At 31.4% G+C, this 16,341-nt stretch carries 13 protein-coding genes and 3 pseudogenes; 9 read left to right on the top strand and 7 right to left on the bottom strand.

The window, feature by feature from the left end; translation table 11 throughout:
• Positions 1–58: 58 nt before the first annotated feature.
• The gene (locus tag AC3WVA_RS26785; protein ID WP_098521731.1) at positions 59–1,102 is read right to left on the bottom strand and encodes a Fic family protein; all 1,044 of its coding nucleotides are present in this window, start codon (positions 1,100–1,102) and stop codon (positions 59–61) included.
• 1,472 nt (positions 1,103–2,574) lie between these two features.
• On the opposite strand from AC3WVA_RS26785, the gene AC3WVA_RS26780 reads away from it, so the two are divergent.
• The gene (locus AC3WVA_RS26780) at positions 2,575–3,951 is read left to right on the top strand and encodes a lytic polysaccharide monooxygenase (protein WP_098881604.1); all 1,377 of its coding nucleotides are present in this window, start codon (positions 2,575–2,577) and stop codon (positions 3,949–3,951) included.
• Positions 3,952–4,144: 193 nt separating this feature from the next.
• On the opposite strand, the gene AC3WVA_RS26775 is transcribed toward AC3WVA_RS26780, so the two are convergent.
• The 3 genes from AC3WVA_RS26775 to AC3WVA_RS26765 form a co-directional block, all read right to left on the bottom strand.
• Complete coding sequence (locus AC3WVA_RS26775; RefSeq protein ID WP_492322324.1) at positions 4,145–5,554, bottom strand: phosphatidylinositol-specific phospholipase C; 1,410 nt, start codon at positions 5,552–5,554, stop codon at positions 4,145–4,147.
• A 409-nt stretch (positions 5,555–5,963) separates the two neighbouring features.
• Positions 5,964–6,533 (bottom strand): methyltransferase, encoded by a 570-nt coding sequence (locus tag AC3WVA_RS26770; protein WP_098881606.1) that lies wholly within the window; start codon positions 6,531–6,533, stop codon positions 5,964–5,966.
• 622 nt (positions 6,534–7,155) lie between these two features.
• Positions 7,156–7,581, bottom strand: coding sequence for a hypothetical protein (locus tag AC3WVA_RS26765; protein ID WP_492322323.1), 426 nt, complete (start codon positions 7,579–7,581; stop codon positions 7,156–7,158).
• Positions 7,582–7,685: 104 nt separating this feature from the next.
• On the opposite strand from AC3WVA_RS26765, the pseudogene AC3WVA_RS26760 reads away from it, so the two are divergent.
• The 3 genes and pseudogenes from AC3WVA_RS26760 to AC3WVA_RS26750 all read left to right on the top strand — a co-directional run.
• Positions 7,686–7,925, top strand: a pseudogene (locus AC3WVA_RS26760) (MFS transporter); the annotation flags it as partial.
• Between the two features lie 164 nt (positions 7,926–8,089).
• Entirely contained in the window at positions 8,090–8,344 is a 255-nt protein-coding gene (locus AC3WVA_RS26755; protein ID WP_492322322.1) for a hypothetical protein, read from the top strand.
• An 846-nt stretch (positions 8,345–9,190) separates the two neighbouring features.
• A complete protein-coding gene (locus tag AC3WVA_RS26750) occupies positions 9,191–10,456 on the top strand; it encodes a Y-family DNA polymerase (protein WP_492322321.1) in 1,266 nt (421 codons plus the stop codon).
• 175 nt (positions 10,457–10,631) lie between these two features.
• On the opposite strand, the gene paiA is transcribed toward AC3WVA_RS26750, so the two are convergent.
• Positions 10,632–11,150 carry a spermidine/spermine N(1)-acetyltransferase gene (paiA, locus tag AC3WVA_RS26745; RefSeq protein WP_492322320.1) on the bottom strand — a complete coding sequence of 173 codons (519 nt, stop codon included), beginning with the start codon at positions 11,148–11,150 and terminating at the stop codon, positions 10,632–10,634.
• 25 nt (positions 11,151–11,175) lie between these two features.
• Entirely contained in the window at positions 11,176–11,628 is a 453-nt protein-coding gene (locus AC3WVA_RS26740) for a MarR family winged helix-turn-helix transcriptional regulator (RefSeq protein ID WP_000658980.1), read from the bottom strand.
• Between the two features lie 114 nt (positions 11,629–11,742).
• Between AC3WVA_RS26740 and AC3WVA_RS26735 the strand changes: the two genes are divergently transcribed.
• On the top strand, positions 11,743–12,387 hold the full coding sequence (locus AC3WVA_RS26735) for a YczE/YyaS/YitT family protein (RefSeq protein WP_492322319.1): 645 nt from the start codon (positions 11,743–11,745) through the stop codon (positions 12,385–12,387).
• 92 nt (positions 12,388–12,479) lie between these two features.
• On the opposite strand, the gene pdxR is transcribed toward AC3WVA_RS26735, so the two are convergent.
• A complete protein-coding gene (pdxR, locus tag AC3WVA_RS26730) occupies positions 12,480–13,862 on the bottom strand; it encodes a MocR-like pyridoxine biosynthesis transcription factor PdxR (protein WP_334361969.1) in 1,383 nt (460 codons plus the stop codon).
• A gap of 105 nt (positions 13,863–13,967) precedes the next feature.
• Here pdxR and AC3WVA_RS26725 point away from each other — a divergent pair, with 105 nt between their 5' ends.
• The 4 genes and pseudogenes from AC3WVA_RS26725 to AC3WVA_RS26710 all read left to right on the top strand — a co-directional run.
• Positions 13,968–14,579, top strand: coding sequence for an FMN-binding negative transcriptional regulator (locus AC3WVA_RS26725; protein ID WP_197225485.1), 612 nt, complete (start codon positions 13,968–13,970; stop codon positions 14,577–14,579).
• Positions 14,580–14,707: 128 nt separating this feature from the next.
• A complete protein-coding gene (locus AC3WVA_RS26720; protein ID WP_492322318.1) occupies positions 14,708–15,589 on the top strand; it encodes a dihydrodipicolinate synthase family protein in 882 nt (293 codons plus the stop codon).
• Positions 15,590–16,005: 416 nt separating this feature from the next.
• Positions 16,006–16,152: pseudogene (locus tag AC3WVA_RS26715) on the top strand (YolD-like family protein); the annotation flags it as partial.
• A gap of 60 nt (positions 16,153–16,212) precedes the next feature.
• A pseudogene (locus AC3WVA_RS26710) lies at positions 16,213–16,341 on the top strand (pyridine nucleotide-disulfide oxidoreductase); the annotation flags it as partial.

The raw sequence follows: 16,341 nt of genomic DNA, 5'->3' as shown, positions 1-16,341 counted from the left end.
GAAACAATTGATAACGTTATAATTGAATTTTTGAACTGTAAGAGTTTTAAAAGTATGGTCAAACTTTAGTCCACTTTGCGTTTCTTCCTTTTGTAACTAGCTTAATATGCCCAAATAATTGCAAGGAATTTAAAGCCTTACTAATTGTGCTCTCTGCAATGTCTGGATATCTGTTACGAATACTTTCCTTAGTAAAGGGTTGTTTTTGTTTAAGTATAAAATCCTGAATTCTCTCAACTTTAGTATGTTTACATATAGAATCTAGAACGGTGTTATGCAGATCTTTGTAAGCCTCTAATATAATAGTTAAAAACGTTTTTAACCAAAAGCTACTATTGTGTTCCTCGCAGTACCAATTTACCGAAGATTTATAAATCGAATTGTAATATTCAGATTCATTTTTCTTAATATACTTATCCAAACATACATATTTTACAAATGTATGTCCACTCTTAATTAGCAGCAACTGCATTAACATAAATGCTAACCTGCCATTACCTTGATTGAAAGGGACTATGCAATAAAAATTTAATATAAAACGAGCTATTAATAAAAGCGAATGTAGCCCCTTACTAGTATTTAATGAGTTGTATTGATCACATAATTGCTCCATAAACTGTGGAATGAGTTCATGTGGAAGAATGCGGTAACTATTCAAGTGCATTCCATGATCGGGAATACCTGGAATAATAAAAGATTTTTCACGCCATTTGGCACTGTCAGAGGTAATGTAATGAATTAGTTGAAAATGTAATTCCTGTATAGTTGCTGGATTAATTGATAAAGTACAGGAGTTTTTATGTACAAAAGAAAGTGTTTGATAATAACAAAAAATAGCATCTTCCGAAATATTTTGAGGTACTATATCATCTAAAATAAGTTCTTTTAATCTTTTATTAGGAACTTTTATATCCTCATAAATAGTAGTAAAATTTTTTATGTAATGTAGTGGTATAGTTTTTTCTAAACTATTAAATATGTCAGGGTTTTGTTCCTGATAAGCAGCTAATTTTCCTTTGAATTCGCTAATTTCACTTATTAAATTGATTAACCTCCTTTTTAATTCAATATTTTTATACTTATCATCAAAAAAATCTCTCATTTTTGTTCCCCCTGTAACCCCTTAACACGTTGTTGCATATATCATTCCATTCTAAAGGTGTTTCAAGACATCATTATCAAATAACGACATTTTTGTTCTGATTTTGATCTTGTTTTAGAATTTATATTTTTATTTGATAATAAAAATATAAAAGGTATAAAAAAGAATCGTTAGGATTCAATTTTAATAGGCATAATCCTAACATCAAATGTACAAATGTACAATAAAAAAATATAAAACTATCGACTTTTTTAAAAGATTATTAAGTAGTTGTGGCTATAGATATGTTTTAGTTTTAGAGTAAATATTGAAGTGGTAATAAATTTTTCATGGTTGAAAAAATAGATAAACTATTAATTTGTGAAAGTTATGTGCCTAATCTCTTCATTTGCTATTATGAGAATTCTAAAATTAAATCTAAACGAGCTTAATTTTCTATATTTAGCATAAAGATTAGGGGAGTAAGTTGAAGAAATGTATCATTAAATATAGAAATATGTAACGTTTCATACTTGTATTGTAAAATATTTTGACATAAGTTAATTTAAATACTAGGTACAGGAACATTTAATAAAAATTTAGTAATGTACCCTTTAAACGTTTCACCCTAAAAACGTTAGTATTTATTTAAACCTCAAGCATACTGAATTTTTTCCTTTGTTTCTGTACCTTATTAGGTAAAAATAATACAATAAATTGGTAGAATGTTATAGGGGAAAATCGGATTTTTAATTCTCTTTTTCTTATCTTACATAATCAATCTCTTGATGAGTTGTTTAAAATAAGGATTAACAGGGTAGGAGATGACTATTAAAAAGGACTATAAAGTTAAGTTGGATAAACGATCAGGGAAACGAAAGGTTACTTTCGTCGTGTAACTGAGAAGCTCCCACTTTATGTTTTGCTAAGTGATGGGTAGTTCATTCTGCCTGGTAATTTTAATATATGAGTTTGAACATCCTGAAGGTAATCAATATATAAATTACATTAGTTATGTGGTTATAGGAGTAAATGTCTAAGATTAAAGGGTTTGTGTGCATTCACCATGTGAATATAAGTAGATTATTTATTGTGTTTTTTAAGGTTTAGAAAATATGTGTGAATTTAGCTTTAGAAATGACTTATTTGCAAGTTATATAATAGAAATGTAAAGTCTGGAAGAAACTGATATTATCAGTTCCTTCCAGACTTTTTTACTTTAAAAGTGAATTTTTTCTACATAAGGTTTAATATATAATTCTTTAAATAAACATTTGAATTTTTTGTGAAATTAATTGAGGTTTTCATCCCTCTATTAATACATAATGTTACAAAATAGACTTATTGTATTTATTTTATTTTTATATGAGATTAAAAATAATAATAAACGTACCAATGTATGAGAGATATTAGTATATTTAATAGCAATTTGTTCGTTTATCTCTATATTGCTATTATATTAGCGATAACAATAATATATTGGGGGGACAAGAATGAATTTAAAATTAACATCTAAATTTGAAGGATTAAGAAAAAGTAAAAAAGGAATTGGTGCCTGTATTTTAGCTGTAGGGGTGACGGCTATTACAATGATACCTCAAAGTGCGTATGCACATGGATTTGTTGAAAAGCCAAGCAGTCGTGCTGCTTTATGTAGTCAGAATTATGGAGCATTGAATTTAAATTGTGGAAATATAATGTACGAACCTCAAAGCCTAGAAGCACCTAAAGGATTCCCAGATGGTGGACCGATTGATGGGAAAATCGCTTCGGCAGGAGGACTGTTTGGAGGGATTCTTGACCAACAAACATCAAATCGTTGGTTCAAAAATACGATTAAGGGTGGAGCAAATACATTTACATGGAAATATACAGCTGCACATCCTACAAGTAAATGGCATTATTACATTACAAAAAAGGGATGGGATCCTAATAAACCATTAACACGTGCTGAATTAGAACCAATTGGAACTGTGAAACATGACGGCTCGGCCGCATCAAATAATTTAACACATACAATTAATGTACCAACTGATCGTAATGGTTATCATGTTATTTTAGCTGTATGGGATGTAGCAGATACATCGAATGCGTTTTATAATGTAATTGATGTAAATCTAGTAAATAATGAAACTCCCGATACAGTAGCTCCAAGTCAACCAACTGGATTAAATGCGTCTAAAGTTACTGCCAATAGTGTTGCACTAACATGGAAGGCTTCTACGGATAATATAGGTGTAAAGGAATATCAAGTGTTACGCAATGGGGAAGTAATTGATACGGTACCAGGTACAACATTTATTGATAAAAAACTAAAAGCAAACACGGAATATACCTATACAATAAAGGCGTTAGACTCTGCTGGAAACATATCAAAAGAAAGTGAAGAACTAAAGGTTAAGACAACAAGTGAAATCCCAGATATAGAAGCTCCGACTCAACCGAAAGGATTACATAGTATGAGTACAACAGCAACAACTGTTGACTTGATGTGGAGTCCGTCTGAAGATAATGTAGGCGTAGACCATTATATTGTATATAGAGAAAGCGCTGGAGTTATGAATAAAATTGGGACAACGGATAACACATCCTTTATGGATAAAGAATTGAAGGCTAATACATCGTATAAATATGTAGTGACGGCGGTTGATTTAGCTGGAAATGAATCTAGTAGAAGTGATATTTTGAATGTAACAACAAAGTCAGAGGATTCCACATATGAAAAATGGGATGCAAGAAAAGCATATACAAAAGGTGATAGAGTAGTACATGAGGGAAAAGTGTATGAAGCAGTTCAAGATTATCAAGGCAATGGTGACACAAATTGGATTTTTGCCCTATCGCTTTGGAAGCCAGTTTTGAATAAATGATAAGGGGAAAATGTAGTTAACATTTTTGGGTTTTTCTTTGAAAGTAAAGGGGCGTTCCAAATATAAATTTCTGAATGGTTTAAATAATATGTTAATAAATTTAATCACCATCCTAATGTTTACAAAATGAAATCAGAAAAGAATCCCAATGGTATTCCATCAAAAAGGAACTCCAATGGGATTCTTTTATTTTCTAATTTGTAATAGCGTATATTTTCACAGTGAATTTGCTAGTGGCACCAATTGGACTTGCGATATAATATTTAGTATTTGAGTAAGCCTCAGTCCTAGATTCATGTGAAATATTTTTCCAACGAATAGAATCGGTACCTAAGGAAACATCAATCATTACATGGAAAGAGATAGTAGAAGGATAATCGTTCTCTGAAGGCTCAATAACCCATTTTAATTCTTTAGTTCCTACAGGTAAATTATCAATTTTAAAGTTTTGACTAGAACGATTTTGTTGTCCAGATAAAGGACTAGATTCGGATGGGATTTGCGAAATTAATATCTCTTTTTCATTCGAATGTACACCATTTAATTTAATGATACTATCAATTAAACCTGGCCCAGGAAAATCAGCTGCGATAATACCAGAATGTCTAACTCTACCTTGTTGTAAGAGTTCGGTCCCAAGTGTATTCATCCCACCATAATATACTTGCCCATTTCTATCGCGGGGGAAATCACTCCACGCATTAGTGTAATTCGTTTGAATCAACTTAGGGCTACTATCAGTATTTCTATTCTCTTTTCCGCTTGCAACAAACCAAGGATATACTTTATTTAAAAATGCGGCTGCACCACCCGTACCACTAAAATGGTTAAGATATATTTTTCCATTATTAAAGTTAGTATTTGCACTTTGTAGATGAGTTTTTATCGCATTCCATTTTTCATATATTTCGTCTGGTCCGCTTCCAATTTCAAATTTATCTTGTATATTCAAACTATCGTAATCAATACCGTATAATTGAGAGGATGCAAAGTTTTGTAAGACTACAATTTTACCTCGGATATCTCCTAAAGTAGGGTTGTTTCTGTCTATAGCTGGTACGGAATTAGGATCCCAAAAATATGAAGCATTAACGTTTTTATATTTTAAAAATATTTCCTCAAATGATGGAGATCCAATTTCAGGTGTAGTTTCTTCTTTTAAGCGCATTAAAATTGTTTCAGTCGGATAATTTTTTAAAAATTGAATTGCATCTTTTAATACATCTTCAAACACTGCTTTTTGATTTACAATGCCATGGTACATTGCAAAAGAATCTTTTACACGTTTAACGCGCATATCTACATATCGAATTCCAGAATTTAATTGTTGGGGTAAACTCATAGTTTGATTTCTTGTCAAATTTTCATCAAGAAAACTTGCACCATGTAAAGCCATTGTGCCATGAGTTCCTGGAATAGATATTTCACTTAATTTTGTTGAATCTGCTACTTGTGACATCCACGATGGGTTTTGATAACCTAGATTGGGTTCATAGGAATAACCTGGATGACTATCAGCTAAAATAGTTGATGGTGTACCTAAACTTGCTAGTGTAAAACAAGTGAGGATGCTAATTTTAAAGGAATTTTTTATTTTGTTCATTTTATCTCTCCTGACCTTTACATAATAGCTATAATAAGATGGTTTTTGACTATATTTATTGTTTTCTATTCCTAATGTAATGAATTTTTGTAATTGAAAAAGGGGTAATGAGCTAACTTGAGATATTATAAATTTACTGTAATGAATTGTATCTAATAGCCAAACGGATTCTTAAAGAATAGTAGCATAAAAAGGTGAAAAATAAGCTTTTTGCTGTATTGTATACAAACAAAACAGAAGCCTTAAAAAGACTTCTATTTTGTGACATATTATGAATGATAAGGTAGTTAATAAATTAAGATAATGTGAGTGGGCGGTAAAAATCTATTTATAGCTGTTTCAGGAATTTCTTATAACAAGGCTATTCAGGAAAAGTGGTCCCTACAATGCTAATAAAAATTAAAACATACTATTCATTAAAACTTAGACTAACTACGGTTGCGATAGATTGGGCTGCATGTTCCCAGCTTCCATCTATAACTTTACCAATCTGCTGCCCAAGTGTATTTAAATCATTTGGATTAACTGGAATTCCATTATACGCAGCAAGAATTGATAAAAGTGGAGCAGCAAATGGTGTCCAACCACCTCTATCAATATTAAATACAGGCTTATCTACTACTTTTCCATCTTGCACAGTAAACTCATAATAAAATTGATCATCTGGACGGAAACTTAAATGATGAGAAATTTGTCCCTTAACATATTTTTTTCCTCCACCTAGATTTACTACTTCTATTTCTTTTACATTAAATTCATGCTCAAATACTTTTATTTTTTTGACTTCTGGACCATTTAAGGCAGCATTAACAGCTGTTTCTAAATTATTTTGTGCTAATGGTTGAATAGTCATTTGTGCCTCTTTTTGTTGGATAGGAGCCTCTTTTTCTGCAGCAAACACTGATGTAGTAGGTAGTGCACCTGTAGCTAACGTAGCTGCAAGTGCTGTTGTCATCATGATGTTTCTTTTCATCTTCATAGTTTATCTTCCTCTCTTACAGTTTTGATATATAATCTTTTAAAGACTGACATTGTGTAATATTCTATTTAATAATGCACAAAAAACTGGTTTAAGAATTATTTGGAATTATGTCAGAGAATTAAAATTAATTATATATGTATTTAAGATGATATCTATCTACACATATTTTTTCAATTTTTAGACAAATTCCATAGTAATGACTTCTTAAGGGTCAATTTTGTACCTTGTTTATCTATAGAAATCTTATAAATAAACTAATTTTATAGTGAATGTAATATATTTGATATCAAATGACTTACATAATGCTATAAAATTTCACAATTTTTTATTTTAAAGAATGGAGCAATAGGGATTCTAATTGCAAGGGATACGGGAATAGCCTAATCAATTAGAGTTTGAAAGAATTCTTTTCTTAGGATTCCCTCACTTCTAAATGAAGTGAAAGAGGGGGTAGTTCAAAATAATGAGAAAGAATCAAAGTTATGATGTATTGAAAGAAAAGAGAAAAGAGAAAAGAGCGTAATAACTTTCCGAACCGGGGTTAAATGTCAAAGGTTCGAAATAATCTTCTAAACTTTGAAATAACAGGTAAAAATAATAAGCACTCACGTAGAAGTGCTTATTCAAAATCGATTTCTGTTTTACCATCTGATGTGAAGTATCTTATGGTTGTTTTGTCGTATTCTTGCAAGCCACTCTGTGCAACGGCGTCTTTTAACTTTGTTCTCGTTCTGTATCCGAAATTTTCCCGTAAGCCTTCGTCAGCATTTGACAATGCTGTTTTGTCAACGAAAACATATAAGACATACAAGTTATTTTCTTTATTTAATTCAACCGCTGTTACAGTACCACCGAAATATTCTATAATCTCCTTAGTTCTACGTTCAATACTTTTCGTCATTCGTGTCTGCTCATCTTTTGGTTGTTCTGTTTTCAACGTTGTTTGTTGTGTATTTGGCTGCTCCTTTTGAACCATTTCTTTTTCACCGCAAGCTGCTAACATTACAACCGATAAACCAACTACTAATACTAATTTCTTCATCATCTAAATCCTCCTAATGTTAATATATGAATATTAGCATAAAATGAAATTTGTTACTGAATATGGAGTGATATGTAATGCTCGCCGTGGGTATGAATTATGTGGTATCACCTATTGTAATTGTTACCAATAATGAATTAATCAGTTCAGTAAGTATATCTTGTTTTTGGTTAGCTCATAAATTTAATTATTGGACATACATTACATCTAGCTGTTTTTCATTAGTGATTCTATTATTTCTATTCCCCTTTGTTAGAGGTACAGGTGTGTATTTGTTTGTCATCTTCATTATTGGTTTAGTCATCGCGGGTGTATTCCCAATAACATTAATCCTAGCTTCCCGTTTAAAGATCCTGGTATGTCTGTGAATCAAAATGGAACGTTAATGATTCAAGATGGTGGTCAAAAAGTAATTGTTGCTGATGGTGGCTTTAATTGGCAATAGTTAGGAAGTTATGATGGGGATAATGTAGCTTGGAGTACATTCGATAAACACATGTCGAGCGCTCTAATGGCTGGGTTAGATGGAAGTATTGCAGGTATAGTAGTTTATAATTTTGCAAAAGGTGTTGCAGGATATATTACTGGTCAACTTATTAACAGTATACACAAGAATGCAAATGAAAAAATTTGGTATACTGTTCATAAGTTTTATGATTACGATGCTGTTAATGTATATGTCAAATATCGTGTTTGGGTTTATTCTGACCCATCCAGATCTAGAGGCAGTATAATAAAATTCTATGAAGAAATTCACAGAACATAATAAAAAGGTTGCTCTCAATGGGAGCAACCTTTTTATGTAAACCAAGAATTAGTTATATATACAAATGATATAAAAGCAATAAGTGATAATGTATTATAAAAAGCTATTTTCTTAGTAACTCTTTTAAAAATAAAAGGTGCTAAGAATATTAACACACCCATTATATAAATCCAAATTAGAGAACTGTAACCTAGAAAAAAAACGAGCGAAAAGAAAATCACCATGTTTATATATTTTTTTCTTGTTTTTCCACAAAATCACTCTCCCATTATAGGAATCCCTTTGTATTTGAGGTAAATAAGCCAGTTTCCTTTAATATAAAATCATAAATAATAAAATTTATTATATCACAGCCAGCACTTATTTATGTTGAGAAAATTCAGATATATATTCAAAGTATTAATTAATTGTTTAACTTCTACTATACGAATAGCTTAAAACCTTTAAGAATTAATGGACGAGACTCGTACTGTCTTTGCTATGTTTTGTCGGAATAGAGGGGTTTTAAATCACAAGAAATCTTTCGTGATATTATTTGTCTCAAAAAAATCATATTTTTTTAAAATTACTCTTAAAAAACAGGGAAAGAATTCTTATAATACGCAACGTAGGCTTCTATTAAGCTATGTATTTATATAAAAGGAGGATGTTTTAAATATGAAAAAAACAAAGGGAAGAAAGAAAAAATTAGATGTAGAGATTCGTTTTTGGGGATTCAAGCTTTTCGTTAAATATTCTGCTTAACAACATATTTATATTCAAATTATATTTTTAAAACCCCTTCACAAAAGAACGTAAGTTCGTGCATAATAAGAACAAACGTTCTTTTATTTAGGAGGAATCACGATGTATGACTATTCAATCCTACCGAATAGAATCATCTTATGTGTTGATTTACGCAGCTTTTATGCTTCAGTGAGTTGCATCAAAATGGGACTTGATCCTATGCATACAAAGTTGGCTGTAGTCGGCGATGTAAATAGAAATGGTTCAATCGTTCTTGCTGCAACACCACCTTTAAAAGCCCTGGGCGTAAAGAAGATGGCAAGGCTCTACGAGATTCCTCGAAGAAAAGATATTCTTGTTGTGAATCCGACTATGAGTACTTACATAAAATGCTCTAATTACATAACAAAGTTAGCTTTACAATACGTTCCTTATGAGGATTTCCACCAATATAGCATAGATGAATTTCTGTTGGACGTTACTGATAGCATTCATTTATTTGCTAACGATCCCTATGAATTTGCTATGAAATTCAAACGTGAAATATATGAGCATACACGAATTGAATGTACCATCGGAATTGCTCCGAACCCTTTAATGAGTAAGATTGCTTTAGATATTGAAGTAAAGAAGAACAAAGAAGGAATTGCTCATTGGAAGTATGAAGATGTCCCAACTAAATTATGGAGCATACGACCACTTAATAAGTTTTGGGGCATTTCATACAAAACGGAAGAAAAATTGAATCGAAAGGGAATACATTCAATTGGGGATTTATCCAATTATCCTCTTAAATATTTAAAACAGAGTTTCGGCAAGATTGGAGAGGAATTGCACTTACATAGCAACGGCATCGACTTCAGCCGTATTTCGGAGAAATACGTCCCTGCTACAACTTCAATCGGAAAAAGCCAAATTCTAATGCGCGACTATACAATAGAAGAATTCCCGATTGTTCTACTGGAACATATTGAAGAAGTTTGTTATCGCCTTAGGAGACAAAACAAACTTGCTCAAACCGTTCAATTTTCTGTTGGTTATAGCAAGAGTTATAACGGTGGCATTAGAAAAACACATACTTTAAGTCGGCCGACTAACCTAACAATGGATATTTATAAGATTTGTACATACTTTTTGCATCAACAATATACAGGCGAACCCATCCGCAGCATAAACATTTCTCTAACAAATCTAATCCGAGAAGGGGAAGAACAAATTTCTCTTTTTGATAATGTCCCACAACGAGAACAAGAAGTAAAACTAACAAAAGTAATGGATGAAATACGCACAAAGTTTGGGAAGAACAGTATTTTACGAGGAATTTCCTACACGCATAGCGCTACAGCTAGATACCGAAACACACTAATAGGGGGGCATAAATCATGAACAACGCTAATATGCCAAAAGGAAGAGGAATGGTGAAATTCACCCCATTTGTTATCAAGACCTAAATCAAAAAAATATTTAAACTATCAAGCTTCTAACATATTATATATGACTAATATGTTAGAGGCTCTTTGAGGTAATGTTCTAGTATAGTACTGATTTTTCATTAATAAATTTATATAAGCTTTTTGATCATTATAAAGTCAAATTGTTCTTCATCACCCATATAAAAAGAGTGAACTCCAGTTTGGACAAAACCCATTTTCTTATAAAAGGCAATAGCATTTTCATTCTTTTCCCACACACCTAACCAAATTTTCTTTTTATTATGTTCCATTGCAATTTCTATAGATTTATTTAGAAGATATTTACCAAGCCCATGTTTTTGAAACTCACCTTTTATATAAATTCTTTCGATTTCAAGTGATTCATCGCCCATTTCTTCAGACTGTGCATCATTAGTATTTACCTTTAAATATCCAGCAACTTCATTATTAAAATAAACAAAAAAGAATTGCGAAGCAACATTAGATAATTCTTTTTCCAATTGTTTTAAGTTAAATGCTTTTTCCAAATAAGCACTCATATTTTGAGGTGAATTCTGATCCTTAAATGTCTCATTAAATGTTTCATAGCTAATTTCTTGAAGTGTATATAAATCCTCAAGGGTACCCTTTTTTATGTTTATAGCCATTTAAATATGTCACTCCTCTATACAATCAATAATTTCTCTTGTTTCCCTTTTTTACAAATTCCCAATCTTTTTCTATATTTTTTCTTATTTTTTGAAGAGAATTGAAAATGGTATCCACTTCTTTTTCAGAAAACCCTTCTAATGCAACGGTATTGGAATAATCATTTTCTCTTTTTATAAAAGGATAAATATTTTTTCCTTTCTCCGTTGGAAAGAGTTTTTTTATTTTTTTGTTATATTCATCATCTTTTTTTTCAATAAATCCATTTATTTCGAGTTTTTTAATAGCACGAGCTGCTGTTGTTCTATCCACTTTTATCATCTCAGATAACTTTTCTTGAATAATTCCTGGGTTTTCACATATTCGTACAAGGTACAAATACTGCCCTTTTGTAAGTTCATATTCTTTAAATTCTATATTACTTATAGAATCTAATGCCCTTGCTATCATTCCAATTTCACGGAGAATTTCCTTCATAGCTAACTCCTTATCGTATATTTTTATTGCAAATGCAACATTTTAAGGTTACATTAAATATACATCTTTTTTATTGTAATTGCAACAAAAATAATGGTAAAGAGGTTGATTAAAATGAAATATGTGTTCTATGTATTAGGAATTTTAATATTAACCCTTGGTATTTCTTTCACTATACAATCAGACCTTGGAACTTCACCCTTTGATGCACTCTTGGTAGGACTGTCTTTAAATGTGGGGCTTACTGTGGGGAGTTGGGAAATAATAATAGCTTTATTATTGATATGCTGCAATTCATGTTTAAAAAGACAACGACCAGAAGTTATGGGGCTGTTAACAGCATTCATAACAGGTATTGGTATTGATATGTGGCTATTTTTATTACGCGATTTAATTACAGCTGAAATATGGTACAGTAAAATGATTTGTTCTGGAATCGGCTTAGTTATTACAGGATTAGGAACTGCAACATATTTACACACAAATTTTGCACCGATTCCTATTGATCGCTTAACATTAATCGTACAAGAATTAACTAGAACGAATATATTTTTATCAAGAACGCTCATTTATCTCGTATTCTTGATAATAGCAATATTTTTACATGGACCAATTGGTGTTGGTACTGTAATCACCGTTTGTTTAGGTGGACTAATCCTTAATTACTTTATGCCATTTACTAAAAAATTATTAGACCCCTTAATAATAAAACCTAGTCCTTCATCAAATGATAATAGGAATAGAAAGCATTCTATATAGAATGCTTTCTATTCCTATTATTTTAAGTATATTCCTTCACAACATTTCCATTTTTACTTAACCTAAATTCAAACTTCCCTTTTTATACTCTTTTACGCCATCCATGCTTTTTTTAACAGCTCCACACCGATTTGAATTTCTTCGAAAGAAAGATTTCCAAAACCAAGTTTAATGATTGGGCTGTCAGTTGTATTTTTAACAAAATAACGCGAAGTAGGGTACACTTGAACACCATAATATGAAGCTTGTTTTATTAGCCATTTTTCTGAACGGTTTAGATATACCTTTACCAATACAAACAAACCAGATTTTTCTCCAATGATGAAAATATTTTGATTGAATTGCTCCTTTAATACGGACACTAGGTGTTGCATTTTTCGTTTATAAACTAGACGCATACGTTTAATATGACGATTCCATTCTCCTTCTTCCATAAATTTAGCCATTGTGAGCTGACTAAAAATTGAAGTGGTACTCTCAAAATGAAGAAATTGATCCTTATAATCATTTATAAGTGTCTGGGGCAACACCATATAACTCAAACGAATTCCCGGAAGAAACGATTTTGAGAAGTTTCCTAAATAAATGACTCTTGATGAATCAATTGAAGTTAGGGCTGGAAATGGCTGTTGCGTATAGCGAAACTCACTATCGTAATCGTCTTCAATAATATACCCTTTCATCTTGTTAGCCCAATGAATTAGCATTTGACGTTGTTGGATAGACATACTTACTCCATATGGGCTGTGATGAGAAGGTGTTACATAAATTACTCTTGAGTTCGTTTGATCTAATTGTGAAAAATCAGCACCTGTTTCATAAACTGGTAAAGTTTCAATCCTAAAATGATGAAATTGAAAAGCTTTCCTAGCGCCATCATAACCCGGATCCTCTACTATAACACTTGAAAAATCATTCTTCAGAATATGTCCTAGGTTAATAAGCATTTGTTGGGTACTACTGCCGATAATAATCGCATCTTCATCTGCTTTCACCCCACGGGATTGAAGTAGATATGTGGAAATTTGTTTACGTAAACATACTTCACCAAAAGGTGACCCATATTTAAAACTATCTTGTAATGTTAATACTTGATTGGCAATCCTCCTCCAAATTTTCAAAGGAAAATGTGTTTGATCTACGGCACCTGCTCGGAAATCAATAAGAAGAGGTGTTACTGATTCTTTTTGTTTTTTAGTAAAAGGGTTTAACTTTTCTTGGAATAAGGGGGGCTCTAACTCATTTACGAAATAGCCTTTCCTTCCTTCCCCACAAATATATCCTTCAGCTACAAGTTGTTCATAAGCTGTTAATGTCGTATTACGACTTACTTGAAGAGAATCTGCGAGTTGACGAATGGAGGGTAACTGTTCATTAGGAAGTATATCTCTTCGTTCAATCAAATGTTTAAACTCTTCATAGATTTGTTTGTATTTAGGAGAGTCATTATTTAGAGAAAAAATGATATTTTTCATTTGCAACCCCTGACATGTTTATTTATTTAAAATTGTACCTTTTGACATGTCTATTTATATAATACTATGTATTACAAATCAAGTTAATTGAGGAGGAGCCTGATTATGTATATTCCTAAATACTTTAAAGTCAAAGATATCGATGAAATTCGAGAATTTATTCAAATGAATTCATTTGGAACGATTATAACAACAAAACAAGGTAAACCAATTGCTACTCATTTACCATTACAGTTAAATCAAGAAGATGATAATTACTATATAACGGGACACATGGCTTATGGGAACACTCAATGGAGAACATTCGAAACTAGTGAAGATGTATTAGTTATATACCAAGGACCACATGCTTATATCTCTTCTTCTTGGTATGAACAAGAAAATGTACCAACATGGAACTATCAAGCTGTACATGTATATGGTAAAGCCAGTATTTTGAAGGAAGAAGAGTTAAAACAAGATCTTACAATGTTACTACAGAAATACGAAAAACACCGTAAGAATCCAGTTTTATGGGACAACCTTTCACCTCAGTTATTAGAACAAGAATTAAAAGGTATTGTTGGATTTAAAATTAAAGTGCAAGAAATTCAAGCTGCATATAAATTAAGTCAGAATCGCAATGAAAAAGATTATCTTAACATCATTAATAAATTACAAGAAGAAAAGGATTTTGATTCTCAACGAATGGCAAAAGTAATGAAAAAGAAGGTTTAAAGTCTCAAAAGAGTACTATACTCGACTTCTGCTTACTTATACATCATTCATTTATATGATGCAATTGTAGAGTGGTTTATAAAGATAGTTCTCTAAAATCGAAATACAATTGGGAAGGAATTAGAAAAATGAAAAACCCTTTTATCTCTTTTAGTGTAGCAATGGTCACACCATTTTCTACTAATGGTAATCTGTATTTAGAAGGAATACCATCATTAGTTGATTACTATAAAAAGCACAAAGTTCCTGCAGTATTGATTAGTGGTACCACTGGTGAACAACACTCTATGACCGTTGAGGAACGTATGGCTTTATTTCACAAAGTAAAAAAAGAAGCAAAAAATGATTTGATTATATATGGAGGAGTTGCAGCTGTTCAAACCAACGATGCGATAGCATTAGCAATTACCGCAGAAAAAGTAGGACTAGATGGCATTATGTTAGGATTTCCACCATATTTACGAATTAATCAACAAGAAGCATTTAACTATGTCTCAAAGATTTGTTCAGTAACCCATTTACCAATCATGATTTATAATAACCCTCCACGAACTGGGTTTGATTTACATGTTGAAACATTAATAAAACTAGTTGAAACATTCCCTCAAATTGTAGCATTTAAAGAAGCTGGTGATGTGAGTAGTGTACCAATTGTGAAAAAGAAATTAGGACCGGAATTCATAGTATTGTCAGGATCTGATACAAATATATTTGAGGATGCTGAACTTGGATATAACGGTATTACTAGTATTTTGGGGAATATTTTTCCTGAAGAGATACATGATATTATTAAAAACTTACAAGCTGGTGATGAGGAAAAAGGGCAAAACCAATTTTCAAAGCTCTTGCCCTATATGCATTCTATTATAGAAATGGGAACACTTCGCACAATTAAATACCTATTAGAAAAGCGTAATATACAGGTTGGAATTTGCCGAGACCCCCTTTCAACATTAAGTATAGAGGAAAAGAAAATTATCGATAGTTTTTTTTCAGTTATTTTGAAGTAGCCTATTCTTATGAAATGAAGATAGGAAATAGTTTAATACAAAATTCTTTTCAGAAATTAGAAGTGTCAATTGACTAATCTTTGTTCAATAATTAGTATCTTTAATTGAATTTGAACATAAAAAGGGCGAATCCTTTACGAAAATTAGACTTTTTATGTTCAAATTCGCTTAGCGTATGGAATTTGCAATTAGTTGGTGCCATCCTTACTAAACCTACCGATTATTTTTACAACACAATCCTTATATAAGTTGTCCTCCAACTATAAAGAATAATTTTCCGTCACATTATAAACATAATATATTAGTCTATTTACATACAGTTAATATTTATATAATGTGAGAAAAAAAGAATACTCGGCTCACATATTGAACATAAAATTCACTTTTTATTCTAGTATAGTTAACCATTTGCGGCAATGCCTGAACAGTTTGCTGGCATCCGTGAAATCATCAAGGAGAAAAACAAAGTAACTAGGCCGATTTTAACAGATGACGAAAAAGAATTAATTGAGAACATGTTGTTATGTTCCTTATTATCTGAAGAAGAAATACTAATTACATATTAGGAAGATGGTTATTTACTCTCTAGCTATATGACTGTTATTGATATTGATCCATCAAATCAAATAAATTGGGACGGTATTAAAGGCTTGAAGGAGTCTATTGGGACTAATAGGGTTTGTAGCAATTACTCTTATAAATATGTTGATTCTACTTGGAGAGAAATTGAAAAATTTAAAGGAGGAAATGCG

The organism is Bacillus sp. EB106-04-02-XG92 (assembly GCF_058791995.1).
The sequence above is the reverse complement of the archived record's forward strand: the minus strand, read 5'-3'. Positions and strand labels throughout refer to the sequence as shown.

Coding starts and splice junctions, on each gene's coding strand:
- AC3WVA_RS26785 (WP_098521731.1), bottom strand. CDS start 1,102: ATGAGAGATTTTTTTGATGATAAGTATAAAAATATTGAATTAAAAAGG.
- AC3WVA_RS26780 (WP_098881604.1), top strand. CDS start 2,575: ATGAATTTAAAATTAACATCTAAATTTGAAGGATTAAGAAAAAGTAAA.
- AC3WVA_RS26775 (WP_492322324.1), bottom strand. CDS start 5,554: ATGAACAAAATAAAAAATTCCTTTAAAATTAGCATCCTCACTTGTTTT.
- AC3WVA_RS26770 (WP_098881606.1), bottom strand. CDS start 6,533: ATGAAGATGAAAAGAAACATCATGATGACAACAGCACTTGCAGCTACG.
- AC3WVA_RS26765 (WP_492322323.1), bottom strand. CDS start 7,581: ATGATGAAGAAATTAGTATTAGTAGTTGGTTTATCGGTTGTAATGTTA.
- AC3WVA_RS26755 (WP_492322322.1), top strand. CDS start 8,090: ATGGCTGGGTTAGATGGAAGTATTGCAGGTATAGTAGTTTATAATTTT.
- AC3WVA_RS26750 (WP_492322321.1), top strand. CDS start 9,191: ATGTATGACTATTCAATCCTACCGAATAGAATCATCTTATGTGTTGAT.
- paiA (WP_492322320.1), bottom strand. CDS start 11,150: ATGGCTATAAACATAAAAAAGGGTACCCTTGAGGATTTATATACACTT.
- AC3WVA_RS26740 (WP_000658980.1), bottom strand. CDS start 11,628: ATGAAGGAAATTCTCCGTGAAATTGGAATGATAGCAAGGGCATTAGAT.
- AC3WVA_RS26735 (WP_492322319.1), top strand. CDS start 11,743: ATGAAATATGTGTTCTATGTATTAGGAATTTTAATATTAACCCTTGGT.
- pdxR (WP_334361969.1), bottom strand. CDS start 13,862: ATGAAAAATATCATTTTTTCTCTAAATAATGACTCTCCTAAATACAAA.
- AC3WVA_RS26725 (WP_197225485.1), top strand. CDS start 13,968: ATGTATATTCCTAAATACTTTAAAGTCAAAGATATCGATGAAATTCGA.
- AC3WVA_RS26720 (WP_492322318.1), top strand. CDS start 14,708: ATGAAAAACCCTTTTATCTCTTTTAGTGTAGCAATGGTCACACCATTT.